Source organism: Streptomyces sp. 35G-GA-8 (genome assembly GCF_023534745.1).
Lineage (GTDB): Bacteria > Actinomycetota > Actinomycetes > Streptomycetales > Streptomycetaceae > Streptomyces.
The window spans coordinates 171,417-188,062 of record NZ_JAMHJQ010000004.1 but is presented as its reverse complement, the minus strand read 5'-3'; the positions used below and the strand labels follow the sequence as shown (position 1 = coordinate 188,062).

Below are 16,646 nucleotides of genomic sequence, written 5' to 3'. Positions count from 1 at the left end.
ACGCCATGAGTTCATACTCAGCACTTCGCGCCTGACGCATCCGACGCAGCGCCTCCGCGCGTCGTCCCTTGTCCTTCGCGGTGCCCGGCACCGCCGTACGACATTGCTGTTCTTCTCCGGACGAGGGTCCGCGCGCGGCCACCGCGCGCCATGCGCCGTTTCGCGCGCGCATCACGGCCATCCACCATCACCGCGTTCACCGCGGGACCCCACACTTCTCCGGAGAGACGACACCGCATGCCCGCATCCTTCAAGCAGGCCATCATCGACGAGTTCCGGGCCAACGGAGGGAAGGTCGGCGGCCCCTTCGAGGGCGCCGAGCTCCTCCTGCTCACCACCACCGGCGCCAAGTCGGGGACGGAGCACACCGTTCCGCTCGGCTTCGTCCGCGACGGCGAGCTGCTGCTGATCGTCGGATCCGCGGGAGGCGCGCCGCGTCATCCCGCCTGGTACCACAATCTGCTCGCCCATCCCCAGGTAGGGGTGGAGATCGGCACCGAGAGGCTCGAACTGATCGCCGTCCCCGCCGAGGGGGCGCGGCGCGACCGGCTGTTCGAGCGGGTCGTGAGCGTGGCGCCCGGATACGCCGACTATCAGGCCGCCACCAGCAGGATCCTGCCCGTCGTGGTGCTTGAGCCCTCGGGGGCCGAGGCGTCGGCGGAGGAGCCCGGTGAGATGCGCAATCTCGCCGACAAGCTGGTGCAGGTCCATGGCTGGCTGCGCGCGCAGCTGCGCCACATACAGGCCGAGACCGACGCCCACTTCGCCGCCCGAGCGGCCCACGAGGGCTCCGGTGAACCACCGGCGCCGGGCATCGGACTCCAGCTCAGACAGCACTGCCTGGCCTTCTGCCAGTTTCTGACGTTCCACCACACCGGCGAGGACGCGTATATCTTCCCCTCGCTGGCGGACCGTCAGCCGCAGCTGCGTGACGCCCTGGACCGGCTCGGCGAGGAGCACCGTACGGTCGCGCGTGTCAAGGACGACCTGCTCGCTCTGCTCGCCGACATCACCACCGCCGACCCCGAACGCTTCCGCGCGGAGCTGGCCCGGTTGTCGCGGGAGTTGGTGGCGCATCTCGACCACGAGGAGGAGACGCTTCTCCCCGCCCTGAGCGAGATCCGGTTGCCGCCGGGGCCACCGGTGTCCGAACCGGGCGGGGGCGCGGCGAGCTGACGGTCGGTCGGAAGCACGTTCTCCGGGGGAGCGGGTGCGGGCCGCTCAGAGGGCCCGCGGTGTTCCCCCGGCGGGCCGGCGGCGGACTCCCATCGCACCCCCGTGCCATCCGTCCGCCGCACGCCGAGACGTCTCTGAGCGGCCTTGCTGCCAGTTCATCAGATGAGCCGGTCACCAACAGGGCGTGAACGGGGCGGATTGCGGGGGCCGGTGGTGGCTTCTCTTCCCGTCACTCACGCCCCCGCTCACGCCCCCGCCCCTCATGTCCCGCCGTTCACGCCGTCGAGTCTTCCGTGCCCTCGCCCGTGTACTCCGCCAGCATCCGGACCACGAGACCGGCGGGGGCCAGCCCTCGTGCGATCAGATGGATGTCCCAGTCCGCGCCGCGCGCCAGCTCCGCGTCGACCGCCGCCCACACCGCGCGCACGCTCTGCTCGTACGGCAGTCCGCCCCGGCCGGAGCCGAGCAGCGGGAAGCACACGGACCGCAGCGGGGGATCGAACCGCTCGTGTTCCTCCGCGAGCACCGCCAGGGCGCGGGCCACCGCGCGGGTGACATCGGCGGGCAGTACGTCGTAGTCGTTGGTCCCGGCCCGGGGTACGGCGACGGCCGCGTGGTAGACGCGGCGTACTCCCTGGTCGGCGAGGGCGCCGGAGCCGGTGACGGCCACCGTGCCGGGCAGCACCGGGCGGCCCGAGGTGCCCCGGGCGGTGGCCCAGTCGCGCAGTTCCTCGTGGATCGGGTCACCGAGCAGTTCGCCCGTCAGCCCGCGCAGCGCGCCCGCCCGGCGCAGGGAGGCCGCCACGGAGGACTTGTACGCCTCGGGCAGTGCCAGATACGTGTTGACGGGGGAGACCACCACATCCACGTCACGCAGCAGATCCACCGGGTGGACATGGAGGGTGACCGGCACGGTCCTGCCCTGTGCCCGGACGGAGAGGAGCCGGTGGGTCCGGGCGCTCACGGCGGGATCGGCCGGATCGGCCGGATCAAGGAGAGCGGCCGGATCGTCGTGGGCCGTGTCGCCGGCCGCCGGATCACGCTCGGCGAGGGCCGTCCGCGCCAGACTTCCCACCTGCTCGGCGACCTGGTCGAGCACCACCGCCTCCTGCTCCTTGCGGAAGCGCTCGATGCTCACCCCGTACAGCTCGGCCGCGCGCCGTCTGCGGTCGGCGCCCGGCCAGTCCCGGGTGCCCGGTGTCAGACCCAGGGTGTATTCGGCGGCCTCCTGGAGGGTGCCGCCACCGAGGCGCGACACCGCCAGCCGCAGCAGCCACTCGACCGACTGCGACTGCGACCGGGCGGGGACCTCGGCCCGCCGGTCGTCCGCGGGGGCGAGCGCGAAGGCGATCCGGGCCAGTGAGGGCACCTCCAGCCTGCGCAGCCGTACGATCCCGCCGCGCCGAACTGTCTTTATCTCCTCAAGGATCGAGGCGTGGTCCGGGACAGGAGTGAGCGGCATGGCCGCAACGATGGCACCGGGCGGCCCGCGCCCACAAGCGGCGCACCGGCCGAGCGCCCGCGGGCGCTCCGGGCACGGCGCGGACGGGGCGCTCGTATGATGCCCCCTCGCGGGCACCGCACAGATGTACGGGCTGCCCCGGACCGCCACCGCTCAGCGTCCGACCCCCGATCCGACCAGCCAGGGAGCACCGTGCCCGCCACCACGCCCCGCGTCCTCTATGTCAGCGATCTCGCCTACGAGGCCAAGGGACGCAGATACTGCGACGAGGACATCCAGCTGTCGTCCCGGCTGCGGCGGGACTTCGCCGTGGCGCTGGCCCATCCTCTCGACGCCGGGCGCCTGATGGGGTCCTTCGACACGGTCCTGGTCCGCAACAGCGGGCCCGTACTGCACTACCAGGAGGAGTACGACGCCTTCCGCGACCTGGCGCGGGCGGCCGGGGTCCGGGTCTACAACCCGCTCACCGGACGGGGCGACATGGCGGGCAAGCAGTATCTGGTGGAGCTGAGCACGGCCGGGTACCCGGTCATTCCGACCGTGGACCGCGCCGAGGACCTTGCCCGGCTGCCGCGTGCCGAGACGTATGTCGTCAAGCCGAAGGCGGGCGCGGACTCGATCGGCATGGAGTTCGTCGGCGCGGACCGGCTCGCGGACGTCTCCTTCGGCGGGGTCCTGGTGCAGCCGCGGATACCGTTCCGCTACGAGGTCTCGTTCTACTTCATCGACCGCGACTTCCAGTACGCCCTGTACGCGCCCGACCCCGAGCGGCGCTGGGAACTCGCGCCGTACGAGGCGGGGCCCGCGGATCTGGCGTTCGCGCGGCGCTTCATCGAGTGGAACGCGCTGGAGCACGGGATCCAGCGCGTGGACGCCTGCCGCGCACCCGACGGGGAACTGCTGCTCGTCGAGTTGGAGGACCTCAATCCGTATCTGTCCCTGGAGTCGGTGCCGGACGCGACCCGTGAGGCGTTCGCCACGCGGCTGACGGCCTCGCTGCGGGACCTGCTGCGCCGATGAGCCGCGGCTCCGGGCGGCCGGCCGGAGGGGATGTCAGCGGGGTGCCTCCCATGTCATCGTCGTCCCCCGGCCGCCGTCCTCACGGGGACCGTCGTCCGCCACGATCAGCCGTACCCCGGTGCGTCCGTCGGCCAGCGGCGCCATCGCGTCGACCTCCACCGCGATCGCCGTCACCCCTTCGCGCCGGTGCGCGGCGGCCAGCGCGCCGCGCAGTTCGGCCAGCAGGCTCCGGCCCGCCGGCTCGCCCACGAGCGTGTCCACCGGTCCCGTGAAGCGCACGGACGGCCGGAATCCCAGCACGGCCGCCGCGCCGCCCGTCTCGCGCAGCACCATGCCGCGCACACTCGTCGGGCCCTCGGCCGGCGGCTGCTGGAGCGCGAAGATCGTGGTCCTGACCTCCTGGATCGTGGAGTCCAGCTCGTCCACGGCCCGGCCGAGCAGCTCGTCCAGATCCGTCGAGGTCGCGCGCCGACGGGTCGACTCCAGCATCATTTCGGTGGCGAAGAGCCGCTGGACGACAAGATCGTGCAGATCGCGGGCGATCCGGTCACGGTCCTCGAAGACGGCCAGCTGCTCCCGGTCGTGCTGCGCGTCCGCGAGCACCAGCGCCAGCGCGGCCTGCGAGGCGAACTGGGTGGCGAGCAGCCGGTCCACCGCGCGGTACGGGCGGCCACCGCGCCGGCGCGGCAGCGCGAGGGTGCCGATCAGCTTGCCGCCGGCCTGGAGCGGCAGCATCATGCTCGGCCCGAAGCGCGTCCGTACATGCGTGGTCATCCGGGGATCGGTCGACGAGTCCTCGATGAACACCGGCTCGCCGCCGAAGAGTTGAACGAGTACGGGGGAGCCGGGCTCGATGATGGTGCCGACGATGCCCGCCGGATCGCCGAGCGTGGACGTGGCGACGATCTCCATCCCGCCGTCCTCGGTCGGCTGGAGCACGACGCCCGCGTACGCGTCGGCGAGCACCCGGGCCGACTCGGCGACCGTGATCAGCGCGTCGGTGGCGTTCTCGCCGGTCAGCAGCGCGGTGGTGACGGCCGCCGCCCCCTCGATCCAGCGCTCGCGCTGCCGGGCCGTCCCGTACAGCCGGGCGTTGCCGATCGCGAGCGCCGCCTGGGAGGCGAGAACGCGCAGCAGGCTCTCGTCCTGCTCGCTGAAGGAGCCGGTCCGCTTCTCCGTCAGATAGAGATTGCCGAGGACCGTGGTCTCCAGCTGGAGCGGTACGCCGAGGAAGGAGCGCATCCGGGGGTGGCCGGGCGGCACTCCGGCGGACCGGGGGTCGGCCGTCAGATCGTCCAGCCGCAGCGGCCTCGGGTCCTCGATGAGGAGCCCCAGCAGGCCGGTGTGTCCATCGGGGAGCCGCCCGATCCGCTGCCGGTCGGCCTCGCTCATCCCCGCCGTGAACAGCTCGGTGAGTCCGCCGCGCTCGGGGTCGAGGACACCGAGCGCGCCGTACCGCGCGCCGACCAGCTCGGCGGCGGTGTCGACGATGTGCTGGAGCGTGGCGCGCAGTTCGAGGTCGGTGCCGATACCGAGCACCGCTTCGAGCGGCGAGGGCGGCCGGGACGTCGTCGCGTCCTCGTCGCCACGGCTCGTACCACCCGCGCCCCGGCTCGGGCGGTCACCGTGGCGCTCGCCGTCGGCCTCTTCGCTCATCGCCCCGTCGAACCGTCGTACCGGTCGCGTCGTGCTCTCAGTGGGTGTCGGCCAGCGGGTTCAGGACCATCGGCTCGATCTTGCCCTCCAGCATCGCCCCGAGCCCGAGCACGGCGCAGATGTCGGGGCGCTCCGCGATGGCGACCGGCATGCCCGTCGTATCCCGCAGCATCTGGTCCAGCCCCGGCAGCAGCGCGCTGCCGCCGACCATCATGATCCCCCGGTCACCGAGGTCGGCCACCAGATCGGGCGGGCAGTCGCGCAGCACCTTGCTGATGCCGTCGAGGACGGCGGTCAGCGGGGTGTAGATGGCCTCCCGTACGGCGGCGGTGTCCACCATCACCGAACGGGCGACCCCGGTGGCCACGTCCCGGCCGTGGATCTCGGTCTTGCTGGGACCGCCCTCGGTGAGCCCGTTGTTGCTGAGGGCCAGCTGCAACGGGCGTACGGACTGGCTGGGCAGCATCAGATCATGCTGGTGGCGCAGGTGCTGGATCACCGCGTGGTCGATGGCGTTGCCGCCGACCGGGATCCGTACGGCCGTCACGATCGAGCCGAGCGACAACACCGCGACCTGTGTGGTCGCCGCGCCGCACACCATGATCATGGTGGCGGTGGGCTGCTCCACGGGCAGTCCGCAGCCGACGGCGGCGGCGATCAGCGTGTCCACCAGCTCTACCCGGCGCGCGCCGAGCCCGACCAGGGTCTCGACGGCGGCCCGCTGGGCGAGCGGATCGCTGTCGTGCGGGGTGGAGGCGGCGGCACGCAGCCAGGGCTTGCGCCGCAGCTGACGCCGGAGCTTGTCACCCAGCAGCTGCCGCAGCATGCGCTGCGCCATCTCGATGTCCACGACGGTGCCGCCGGTGACGGGACGGACGACGCGGATGTAGTCGGGGGTACGGCCGGTCATCTGCTCGGCGAGGGCGCCGACGGCGATGAGCGCGCCGGTACGGGTGTTCACGGCGGCCGCGCTCGGCTCATCGACGACGAGCCCGGCCCCCTTCACAAAGACCCGGGTCCGGGCGGCCCCCAGGTCGACGGCGATATGGCAACGTCGCAACTGCTCAAGACTGACGGTCACGGCAGGTTCTCCCGAGAGCGCTGAGGTGGTTCACCGGCGGCCGCCGGCCCTGTTCGCATAGTGCGGCGCCGGGACACGCGCCGCGCGCTGGGGTACGCCAGACGGGCGTTCGGATTTGACGGCCTGCCAGGAAGAATGACGGGGAACCGGCGGATCGTACGGACGGTCAGTCGGACCAGCGTTGCAGCAGTCCCCAGGTGAATTCCGCGACGCGGGCACGGCCGTCGGGCGGGGTGAAGGCGAGCCGCATCCTGGTCGGGGCGGTGCCCTCCATCGGCCGGGCGGGCGGGAAGGCCCGCGCCACCTCGTCCACCGTGCAGCACCAGGGACGCAGATCGCCGGCCGTACGCAGCTCGGGGCCCGCCGACCCCGGAGCGCGGACCAGCCACTCGTTCCATACGGCCCCGCCCGGTGCCACCATCACCTCGAAGCGCAGCTCGGGCCAGAGCGGAACGGGCCACAGCAGGGCGTCGCACTCCAGATCGCCGATCACGCGCCGGAAGGTACGCTCCGGCTCGCCGAGCACGGAGCGGTAGCGGGACAGCGAGCCGCGCGCCCGGGACGAGCGCACCATCGCCTGCCAGCGGCGGTTGGCCTCCCGCATGCCGGCCGGGGACACACCGAGCTCATGGCGGGCCTCATCGACCAGCTCCGGCTGATGATCGGCCATCCGGCGCAGCAGGACGAGCTGGAAGTCGAGCGGCCCGAACGGCCCGGTGGAGGTCATAACGCCATACTCCCCCGTCGCGGCGGGGCGGTCCCCAACCGGGCAGACGCACGCAGACATGGGCAGACATGCCATGCGCACGCCACTTCACACACGATCCTCACAAACTCGCCATGCCGGCCCTACCACCCGCCGCATAATCTGCGGGGCGCCATGGACTACTGCCCACAGTGTCGTCGGCACCTCAACGGCGCACTGATCTGCGCAGGATGCGGGACCCCCGCCGAGGAGCTGCGGCAGCATCAGCCTGTCCACCCCGGGTCGCACCACAGCCGCCACCCGGGCGAGGATGACAGGGACAATGAAGGTCACGGAGAGTACGACGCCGGGGCCGTGAGTGACTACGGGCTCGTCAGTCGCGACCGCCCGGACGACACCGTGCCACGCCGTGACTCCTCGCGCCGCAAGGGCTCCTACCGCAGGGCCGGGCGGAGCAAGGGCGCGGCGGGCAAGGCTCCGCGCCGGGGCGGACCGCGTCGCGCACGCAGCAGGCGGGGCCGCAGGCTGCTGATCGTCACGCTCGGTGTGATCCTCGCGGCCGGCGCGCTGAGCCTGGCCGAACTGGCCAGGGAATCGGCTCGCAACGACAACGCCACCTCCGTCAAGGAGGAGACGCCCGTCGAGTTCGAGGGTGGCCCGCAGGACACGGAGCGCCCCGCAGCGCCCGAGGATCCCAGCGGATCCCCGACGCCGGTGCCGGCGTCCGGAATCAGTGCCGGCGGTGAGGCGAGTCCGGGCGGCAGCGGCGGTCCGAGCGCGTCGGGGCGTCCCGAGGCACCGCCGTCGGCCTCCGCCACGCGTGAGGACGAGGAGACGGTCACGGACGGGCCGGAGCCGCCGGAGACCGACGACCCGAAGCCCGGTACGTCCGGGCCCGCCGAGCCGACGGACGAACCGACGTCGGGCGGCCCGACCTCGGCGGCCCCGCCGCCACCGCCGCCGCCTGCGCCCTCTCCCACACCGTCCGAGACCTGCACCTGGTGGATCTTCATCTGCGTCTGACGCGTCAGGCGGTCTTCGGGGCGCGTGTCTCAGAGCGCGCTCCCGCCCAGCATCCGCTTGAGCAGATCGCGCAGCGTCCCGCGCTCCTCCTCGGAGAGCGCGGCGAGCGGTTCGCGCGCGAAATCCAGCGAGTCGCGCAGCCGCGTCGCGGTCTCTCTTCCTTCCTCCGTGGGCGCGGCGAGTTTCACCCGGCGGTCGGCCGGGTCGGGCCGACGCTCCACCAGGCCGCGCGCTTCGAGCCGGTCCACGATGCCGGTGACATTGGACGGCTCGCACTTCAGCTTCCGCGCGATCCCGCGCATGGGCAGGGGCTCCAGGGACAGCAGCCCCAGCACGCGCGCCTGCGCGCCGGTCAGCGAGTGACGGGCCGCGGCCTGCTCGTATTCCGCGTAGTAGCGCGCCACGACGGTGCCGATGAGTTCGACGACCTCAAGGGTGAGCGGGTCTCTTCGCGGAGTGGCCATGGGCATCAGGGTACTCCGTTACTTGACAACATGAAATATTCAGGCACATTGTTGTTTCATGTGGTGAAGCTTTTTCTCGGTTCCCTGACCTGGTACCCATGGCTCACCGTCGCAGAACTGTCTGAGGAGGCTCCGCACAATGACCGCACTTCCCGAGTCCGGCCGCGCCTGGTTTCTCGTCGCACGCCCCCACGGCTGGCCAGAGCCGGGCGATGTTGCCCTGCGCGACGTCCCTGTGAGCGAGCCGGGTGAGGGCCGGATCCTGGTCCGCAACCTCCACTTCTCGGTCGACCCGTACATGCGGGGCCGGATGAACGACGTGAAGTCGTACGTACCCCCGTTCCCACTGGACAAGCCGATGGACGGCGCCGCTGTCGGCGAGGTCATCGCCTCGCGCGCCGAGGGGTTCGCGGTCGGCGACCATGTCGTGCACGGGCTCGGCTGGCGTGAGTACGCCGAATTCCCCGCCGAGCACGGCACCAAGGTCGACGCCTCGCTCGCCCCGCTCTCCGCGTACCTCGGCGTACTGGGCGCGACCGGACTCACCGCCTACGCGGGCCTGTTCGAGACCGCCTCCTTCAAGGAGGGCGACGCCGTCTTCGTTTCCGGCGCCGCCGGTGCCGTCGGCAGCCAGGTCGGCCAGCTGGCCAGGATCAAGGGCGCCTCGCGGGTGATCGGTTCGGCCGGCTCCGACGAGAAGGTCAAGCTCCTCACCGAGGAGTACGGCTTCGACGTGGCCTTCAACTACAAGAAGGGCCCCGTCAGGGACCAGCTGAAGGCGGCGGCGCCCGACGGCATCGACGTCTACTTCGACAACGTCGGCGGCGACCATCTCGAAGCGGCGCTCTCCACGCTCAACCTCCATGGCCGCGTCACGCTGTGCGGTGCGATCGCGCAGTACAACGCCACGGACCCGACGCCGGGTCCGCGCAATCTCGCCCTGGCCATCGGGAAGCGGCTGCGTCTCCAGGGCATGCTCGTCACCGACCACTACGGTCTGCGGGCGCGGTTCGTCGAGGACGTCACCGGCTGGCTCGCCTCGGGTGAGCTGAAGTGCCACGAGACCTCGGTCGAGGGCATCGAGAACGGCTTCGACGCCTTCCTCGGTGTACTCCGCGGCGAGAACACCGGAAAGATGATCGTCACGCTCAACAGCGAGACCCACTAGTGCCGGGAGGGGCGCTAGGCTCGTCCCAGGCCGCCGCGGTCCGTGGGCGCGAGTCGCGGCGTACAACAGGAGGAACGCACCGCATGACCATCCAGAAGCTCGATGTCCTCTACACCGCCGTCGCCACCGCGGAGAACGGCCGTGACGGCCGTGTCTCCAGTGATGACGGTCAGCTCGATGTCATCGTCAACCCGCCCAAGTCGATGGGTGGCAGCGGCGCCGGCACCAACCCGGAGCAGCTGTTCGCCGCCGGGTACAGCGCCTGCTTCCAGGGCGCGCTCGGTGTGGTCGCCCGTCAGCAGAAGGCCGACATCTCCGGCTCGACGGTGACGGCCAAGGTCGGTTTCGGCAAGCTTGAGGCCGGCGGTTTCGGTCTTGAGGTCGAGTTGGTGGCCTCCATTCCGAATGTGGACGAGGCGACCGCCAAGGATCTGCTGGAGAAGGCGCACCAGGTGTGCCCGTACTCCAACGCCACGCGCGGCAACATCAAGGTCGAGCTCTCCGTCGTCTGACGGACCGTCTGACCGGCTGTCTGACGGACGGTTCGACGGAGTGCCCGACGCGTTGTGTGTCGGCTGAGGGCCGTACCCCCGACCGGGGTGCGGCCCTCAGTCATGTCCGTGTCCGTTTCCGACCGTTGACGCGGAAGCGCTTCGACTCTAGCTTCCCGTTCGAGGTCGTGACCGTAGTTCGGTATACGGAACATCTCCCACTCCCGCGCGCTCCACCCCCCTCGATGCCGTAAGGAGAATCCGCGTGAGCCGCACCTCTCGCAGAACCACGCTCCTCCTGGCCCTGTCGCTCGCCGTCCTCGCCGCCTTCACCGCGTTCGCCGCGTTCGTGCCCCCGCCCGCCGAGGCCGTCACGTCCCGGAACGGCGCCGATGCCTGGATCCAGTACTACGACGGCGACTACTACCTGGTCACGACGGTCAGGTCGGCGGAGCTGGCCATGCGCAAGTCGCCCACCCCGACCGGGCTGTCGAGCGCGCCGAGCGTGCGGGTCTGGACGGACTCCACCTCCTCGCGCTGCTGCGACATGAGGGCGCCCCGGCTCCACTTCCGCGACGGCCACTGGTATCTGTCCTATGTGGCCGGCCGGGCCGTCGAGGGCCACCACCGGACCCAGCGCGCGCACGTACTGAAGAGCGCCGGCGCCGACCCCATGGGCCCGTACACCTACCGGGATCAGCTCGATGACGACCGGCTGCCGGACGCCACCGCGTCTCCGCCGGGCGCCGTGCTCGCCGGGGCCTTACGTGAGCGCGCGGCCACCCCCACGGCGTACACACTCGTGAACCGGGGCAGCGGCAAGTGCCTTGAAGTGGAGGCCGGTTCGACGGCGAATGGCGCGAATGTCCTCCAGTGGGCCTGCCACGGCGGCGCCCGTCAGCGCTGGCGCGTCGAGGATCTCGGCGATGACACCAGCCGGCTGGTCAACGCCGCCAGTGGGAAGGTGCTGGACACGGCGGCCTGTTCCGTCGCGGACGGGGCCGATCTGCGCCAGTGGTCCTGGCGCGACACCATCTGCCAGGCCTTCCGGCTCGTCGTCACCGACCAGGGCGGCTGGGTACGGCTCGTCGGCGCCCGCAGCGGCAAGGTCGCGGACGTCGCCGGCTGCTCGACGGCGGACGGGGCCGATGTACGGCAGTGGCCCTGGCTGGGCAGCACCTGCCAGCAGTGGCGGCTGCGTCCGGTCTGACAACGCCGAGGGGGCCGCCCCCGCACCTGCGGGAACGGCCCCCGAACGGCCCCCGAACGGCCCCGGCGTCACGTCGGCATCACGGAGACGCCACAGGGAGACGCCGTAGCACGTGGACGCCGTGAGAAATCAGCCGGCCGCCCCCAGCAGGGCCCGGCCGACCTGCGAGAACAGCCCCTTCGGATGGTCGCGGAACAGCGGCTCCGTACCGAACAGCACCACGGACCCGCCCTTCGTGGACATACCGCTGACGACGGAGGCCCGGCCGGCCGCGTCCGAGGGGCCGCCCGTACCGTCCTCCTTCGCGCGCCAGTGGCCGGACACCAGCGGGCCCCCGGTGCCGTACGACTGCTCGACCCGCACGCCACGACCGAGGTCGGTGAACCACAGCGGCGAGTAGACGAAGGTGTGCGCCGGGGCGCCACCCGTGATCGGGCCGCCCGCGTTGGTCACCCGCACCACGCCGTTCGCGTCGCCGTTGCCCGCGACCGGCTTGACGGCGAGCAGACCCGCGGCGGTGTTGAAGGCCGCCCCGGTCGAACCGAGCGTGACCACGCCCCCGCCGCCGGCGAGGAAGCCGTCCAGGGCCGAGCGCGCCGCCGGGTTGAGCGCGCCGTACTGGAGACCGGAGGAGACGTACAGGACATCCGCCTTCGACCAGTCGAAGCCCGCGTTCAGCGTCGCGGTCGAGACCGGCAGCACCTCGAAGCCCATCTCCCGCAGGGCGAACTGCTCGCCGGACGTCACCGCCGCCGCGACGCGCGTACGGGCCACCGTCCCCGAGCCCTTCTCCTTGGTGGCGGTGAAGGCGACGCCGTAACGGTCCGCGAGGACGGCCGCCTCACGCCGTGCCGAGGCCGGCACGATCGCCGAACCGTCCGCCGCCCGCCGTATCCTCACCCCCTGCGTGAGCAGGGAGTTGAGCGCGGCCAGCTCCTTCGGGTCGTCCAGGCGCAGCCGGAGATCGCCGTGCCCCGTCACCGCCCCGGTCGGGGACGCGGCCTGGACCGGACGCGTCGGGATGTGCAGCCCGCCGTCGGCCTTCTGGACCTTGTCGACGCTCGCGCCCCACAGCAGCCCGAGGCTCCACCCCGAGATGTCGTACATCGTGGAGACGTCCGCGCTGATGTCCCGGCCCGCGTCCAGGATCACATTGGCGATACCGCGCTTGGCCTGGTGCATGTCGACGAGGTACGAGCCCGCCGGATATGAACGTCCCGCCAGCCGGAAGCCGGTACGGGCGCGCTCCACCCGTACGTCATTGGCGATCAGATGGTCCACCAGCCGGGCCGCCGCGGTCGCCGAGCGCTGCCCCTGGCCCGCCGGGATCACATACGCGCGGGGGAAGGACGTGGTGTACACGTCCTCCGGTCCGATGCCCGGTACGCCCGGCACGGTCTCCTCGGACACCGGCCGCTGCGCCTCGCCCGCCGCTCCCCGCCGGAACGTCTCGATCTGGTCGGCGATCAACGACGTACGGTGGTCGAGCGTGTAGTCCAGGGTCGCGCGCATCACCGCGCCCGCGATGTCGGTGTTGATCGCGGAGCGCCGGCGCAGCTCCTCCACCGGCAGGTTGTTGTAGTCGTTGTTGTTGACGCGCATCGGGAACTCGACGGTGTGCGAGGCCACCGCGCCCTGGAACGCCATGTACTGCGGGGTGAAGATCGGCGGCCAGTCGTCCCAGCCCTCCTGCTGGTCGCGGAAGGGGATGACGGGCGGCTGGACCCCGTCCTTGTCCGGGGTGTAGCCGAGATCGTTCACCGCCTTCTCCATGCCGAGGGCGTTGGCGTAGCTGTTCTTGAGGAAGAGGTCGTACTCGTAGTTCTCGCCGTGCGGCGGCGTCGTCGGCTCGATCAGCGTGCCGTTGACATAGCCGTGCAGATCGAGCATGACGGCGGGCTGCTTGTCGACGGCGATCCGCCGGATCGTCTGTGACTCGGGCTGCGAGGCGGTGATGAAGTCCCGGTTGAGATCGAAGCCGTTGCCGTTGGCGCGGGTCCCGGCGATCCGGCCGTCGGGGTTGGCGGTCACATTGAGATAGATCCGGTTCTTGGCGAGCAGCCCGGCCGTTCTGCCGTCCTTCGCCTTCGCCAGTTCCTCGATGAGCTTCAGGGCGGCGTCGGTGCCCTCCCACTCGTTGCCGTGGATGTTGTTGTTGATGAAGACCGGGGTCTTGTACGAGGACGTGATACGCCGGTCCTTGGCCGCGGCCGCCGGGGAGTCCTCGATCAGCTCGCGCATCCGGTCCTGCTCGCGGGACTCGCGGGAGCTCTCGGGCGCGGTGACGGTGACGAGATACAGCTCATGGCCGGCCGCGGACCGCCCCGCCACCTCGACGCTGACGCGATCGCTCAGCTTCTGGAGCGCGTTGAGCCGGGGAGCGAGCGAGTGGTACGGGGCCAGACCCAGCTTGATCGACTTGTCGGCCGGGTTCTCCGGCGGCGTGTCGAGGACCGTACGCCGGGGGTAGCCGCCGTCCTTGCGCAGCGCGGGAGGCGCGGACGTACCGGGGGTGCCGGTGGTCTTCTGGAGCGCGGCGGCGGTGGTGTCGGGGCCGCCGCTCTCCCTGACGGGGTGCGGGCGCCGGGTGTCCTGGCCCGGGGCGGCGGTCGCCGGGAGCGGGGCGAGCAGCAGGGCGCCGGCGAGAGCGCTGACAGCGGTGGTGAGCAGGACGGGTCTGGGTATCCCCATACGTCTGTTCCTCCGGGTCCTCGGAAGTGACGGCAAAGTCAGAGGCGATCAATGCGGAGCCGATCAGAAATGATCGGTGGCGATCGACGTTGATCGGTACGCAGGGTCTACCGGTTACTCACGCGAACATCAAGGGGGGTTCATACGCAGCCGGTAAGCTGCGTCCATGCATGATCTCGGCGCCGGCTTCGGCTACTTGATGAAGGGCCAGCGCTGGGTCGCGGGCCACGGCCGGTGGTTCGGATTCGGACTGCTGCCCGGTTTGGTCACTCTGGTCCTGTATGCGGGCGCGCTTGTCGGCCTCGGCTACGGCGCCGACAATCTGACGGCCTGGGCCACCCCCTTCGCGGACGACTGGTCCTCGCCCTGGCTCGGTCTCTTCCGGGGCTCCCTGACCGTGCTGGTCTTCGCGCTCGGGCTGTTCCTCGCGGTGATCACCTTCACCGCCGTGACGCTGCTGGTCGGCCAGCCCTTCTACGAATCGCTCTCGGAGGAGGTCGACCGCGCGGAGGGCGGCGAGGTCCCGGAGTCCGGGCTGTCGCTCTGGCGCGAGCTGTGGATCTCCGCCCGGGACAGTGTGCGGATCCTGGTGCGGGTGGCGCTGTACGGCGTGCTGCTCTTCGCGCTCGGTTTCCTTCCCGTCGTCGGGCAGACCGTCATTCCCGTGCTCGGCTTCTGTGTCTCCGGCTTCTTCCTGGCGGAGGAGCTGACGGCGGTGGCGCTCCAGCGTCGCGGAGTCGAGCTGAAGGAGCGCCTGCGGCTGCTCCGGGGCCGGCGGATGCTCACCCTCGGCTTCGGCGTCCCGCTCACGCTCGCCTTCCTCGTCCCGTTCGTGGCGGTCTTCCTGATGCCGGGCGCGGTGGCGGGGGCGACCCTCATGGTGCGCGAGCTGACGGCCCCGCCGCAGGACCCGTCCGCCGACGACGACGCCGCGACCGGCGGACAGGGCACGCGGCGGCCGGGCGTGCCGCTCGCCATGGACAAGTAGCGGCGGAACTCACAAGCCGTCCCGCGGCGCCGTCCGATCCGGATTCGTATCCCGTACCGGATCGGACGGCGCCGCGCGTTCCGCGCTTGACGCGACTGGGGCGGATCAGGAGTTTTCCGCGGCCACCGTGATGATCGTCCGCAGCTGCGCGATGATGTCCAGCCTGTTCCGGACGAACTCCGGGTCCGTCACGGACCCCGTCGCCGGGTCGGTGTTCCCCGCCCCGAACTGGAGCACCGGCGTGTGCACATGGCCGCCAGGGATGTCCAGCCCCAGCCGGTCGCGGAGCAGCGTCGCGCGGTAGGCGATCTCATTGGACAGATAGTCCCCGCCGCCCCCGGCACGGGCCGCCGAACCGGGCGTCGGTCCGTCAGGACGTACCACCGGCGCGGTCCCGCCCGCCGGGATCTCGGTCACCGACGTGTTGTCGTACACCGGGAAGCGGCCCGTGTCCGCCGCCACGATCGAGTGGTACGGCAGGCTGGTCGTCGTCCACTGCGGCTGCGAGGCCGGATCGGACACCGGTACGAGCCCGGTCTCCGAGACATTCTCGTTGTCCCCGAACCCGCCGCGCCAGGCGCCGTTGAAGCGCTCGACATCGATCCGGCCGACCCGGCCCTGGCTCACCGTGGTGAAGAGATCGGCCCTCGACAGCGGCTCGCGCAGGGCCTGTTCGACGGTGCCGTCGGCGAAGTCCCCCCAGCGGACGGGGAAGACGGCGGCCTCGATACGGGCGGGCCCGTCGGCGGTCCTGATCACCGTGCCGTCCAGCGCCAGCGCCGTCGCCCCGGACGGATTGCTGATCCGGATGTCGCGGTCCAGGGTGAAGGGGTCGAAGCCCGTCAGCACGATCCGCTTGACGCCCTTGGTCTCCTCGGCCCCCTTGATGTCGCCGCGTGCCGGGAAGTCCATGGAGTCCTGGCCGCGCGAGGAGCGCTCCAGCTTCCCGAGCAGCGCCGCCCGCCCGCTCTCGGAGAGGTCGAACTCCGGCTGCCACTGCCGCAGTTCACGGGTGAGCGCGAGCCGTGCCCAGTACAGCGGCCGGTCGTCGTCCCGGCTCAGATCGCCGCGCGCGGGACCGCGCCCCTGCGCCCGGTCCACCGCCCGCTGCCAGAGCCGCGCGCCATTCCGCGCGACGGCCCGCTCGGCCTCGGCGTACGAGTCCGCGCCGCGCAGTGACCGTACGAAGTCCGGTGCCACGGTGTCGAAACCGCCGCGCCGCAGGATCTCCTGGGGCACGGCCCGGTCCAGCCGCTGTTCCTCGACGGTGAACGCGGCGGTGCCGGCGGACCGTACGGGGGCGGGCTGAGCGGCGGCGGCGAGCGGGGGCGGCACGGCGAGGGTGAGCGCGGTGGTGGTGAGGAGTGCGAGCCCGAACAGCTCGGGGCGTACACGTATGTGGCCCAGGGGCCTCATGAGTCTCACGGGAGTCCTTCCGTCGGGTGGCGGAAGTATCACCTCCGGGCGGGGCGGATGACCATGGGCACTACAACCGGCCGGATCGCTGTGC

General features: G+C 71.5%; 14 protein-coding genes. 7 read left to right on the top strand and 7 right to left on the bottom strand.

Going from position 1 to position 16,646, the window contains the following annotated elements; genetic code table 11:
• Positions 1-237 precede the first annotated feature (237 nt).
• Positions 238-1,176: a nitroreductase/quinone reductase family protein gene (locus M1203_RS10090; protein WP_249949236.1), complete on the top strand. Its 939-nt coding sequence runs from the start codon at positions 238-240 to the stop codon at positions 1,174-1,176.
• A 274-nt stretch (positions 1,177-1,450) separates the two neighbouring features.
• On the opposite strand, the gene M1203_RS10085 is transcribed toward M1203_RS10090, so the two are convergent.
• Entirely contained in the window at positions 1,451-2,638 is a 1,188-nt protein-coding gene (locus tag M1203_RS10085; protein ID WP_249949235.1) for a macro domain-containing protein, read from the bottom strand.
• A 192-nt stretch (positions 2,639-2,830) separates the two neighbouring features.
• Between M1203_RS10085 and M1203_RS10080 the strand changes: the two genes are divergently transcribed.
• Positions 2,831-3,658, top strand: a complete 828-nt coding sequence (locus tag M1203_RS10080) for a hypothetical protein (protein WP_249949234.1) — start codon at positions 2,831-2,833, stop codon at positions 3,656-3,658.
• A gap of 33 nt (positions 3,659-3,691) precedes the next feature.
• Here M1203_RS10080 and M1203_RS10075 read toward each other — a convergent pair whose 3' ends face one another.
• The 3 genes from M1203_RS10075 to M1203_RS10065 form a co-directional block, all read right to left on the bottom strand.
• Positions 3,692-5,314: a GAF domain-containing protein gene (locus tag M1203_RS10075; RefSeq protein WP_249949233.1), complete on the bottom strand. Its 1,623-nt coding sequence runs from the start codon at positions 5,312-5,314 to the stop codon at positions 3,692-3,694.
• A 37-nt stretch (positions 5,315-5,351) separates the two neighbouring features.
• Positions 5,352-6,395 carry a rod shape-determining protein gene (locus M1203_RS10070; protein WP_249949232.1) on the bottom strand — a complete coding sequence of 348 codons (1,044 nt, stop codon included), beginning with the start codon at positions 6,393-6,395 and terminating at the stop codon, positions 5,352-5,354.
• A 166-nt stretch (positions 6,396-6,561) separates the two neighbouring features.
• On the bottom strand, positions 6,562-7,122 hold the full coding sequence (locus M1203_RS10065) for a hypothetical protein (protein WP_249949231.1): 561 nt from the start codon (positions 7,120-7,122) through the stop codon (positions 6,562-6,564).
• A 333-nt stretch (positions 7,123-7,455) separates the two neighbouring features.
• Here M1203_RS10065 and M1203_RS10060 point away from each other — a divergent pair, with 333 nt between their 5' ends.
• Positions 7,456-8,124, top strand: a complete 669-nt coding sequence (locus tag M1203_RS10060; RefSeq protein WP_249949230.1) for a hypothetical protein — start codon at positions 7,456-7,458, stop codon at positions 8,122-8,124.
• 29 nt (positions 8,125-8,153) lie between these two features.
• Here the strand turns inward: M1203_RS10060 and M1203_RS10055 are convergent, their stop codons facing one another.
• Positions 8,154-8,588, bottom strand: coding sequence for a MarR family winged helix-turn-helix transcriptional regulator (locus M1203_RS10055; RefSeq protein WP_249949229.1), 435 nt, complete (start codon positions 8,586-8,588; stop codon positions 8,154-8,156).
• A gap of 139 nt (positions 8,589-8,727) precedes the next feature.
• On the opposite strand from M1203_RS10055, the gene M1203_RS10050 reads away from it, so the two are divergent.
• From M1203_RS10050 to M1203_RS10040, 3 genes are all read left to right on the top strand, one after another.
• Positions 8,728-9,756, top strand: coding sequence for an NADP-dependent oxidoreductase (locus M1203_RS10050; RefSeq protein WP_249949228.1), 1,029 nt, complete (start codon positions 8,728-8,730; stop codon positions 9,754-9,756).
• An 83-nt stretch (positions 9,757-9,839) separates the two neighbouring features.
• Positions 9,840-10,268 (top strand): organic hydroperoxide resistance protein, encoded by a 429-nt coding sequence (locus tag M1203_RS10045; RefSeq protein WP_249949227.1) that lies wholly within the window; start codon positions 9,840-9,842, stop codon positions 10,266-10,268.
• Positions 10,269-10,512: 244 nt separating this feature from the next.
• On the top strand, positions 10,513-11,457 hold the full coding sequence (locus tag M1203_RS10040) for an RICIN domain-containing protein (RefSeq protein ID WP_249949226.1): 945 nt from the start codon (positions 10,513-10,515) through the stop codon (positions 11,455-11,457).
• 129 nt (positions 11,458-11,586) lie between these two features.
• Here the strand turns inward: M1203_RS10040 and M1203_RS10035 are convergent, their stop codons facing one another.
• On the bottom strand, positions 11,587-14,148 hold the full coding sequence (locus tag M1203_RS10035; RefSeq protein WP_249949225.1) for a M14 family zinc carboxypeptidase: 2,562 nt from the start codon (positions 14,146-14,148) through the stop codon (positions 11,587-11,589).
• Positions 14,149-14,314: 166 nt separating this feature from the next.
• On the opposite strand from M1203_RS10035, the gene M1203_RS10030 reads away from it, so the two are divergent.
• Complete coding sequence (locus M1203_RS10030; RefSeq protein ID WP_249949224.1) at positions 14,315-15,136, top strand: EI24 domain-containing protein; 822 nt, start codon at positions 14,315-14,317, stop codon at positions 15,134-15,136.
• Between the two features lie 105 nt (positions 15,137-15,241).
• Here the strand turns inward: M1203_RS10030 and M1203_RS10025 are convergent, their stop codons facing one another.
• On the bottom strand, positions 15,242-16,552 hold the full coding sequence (locus M1203_RS10025; protein WP_249949610.1) for a pyroglutamyl peptidase: 1,311 nt from the start codon (positions 16,550-16,552) through the stop codon (positions 15,242-15,244).
• Positions 16,553-16,646 lie beyond the last annotated feature (94 nt).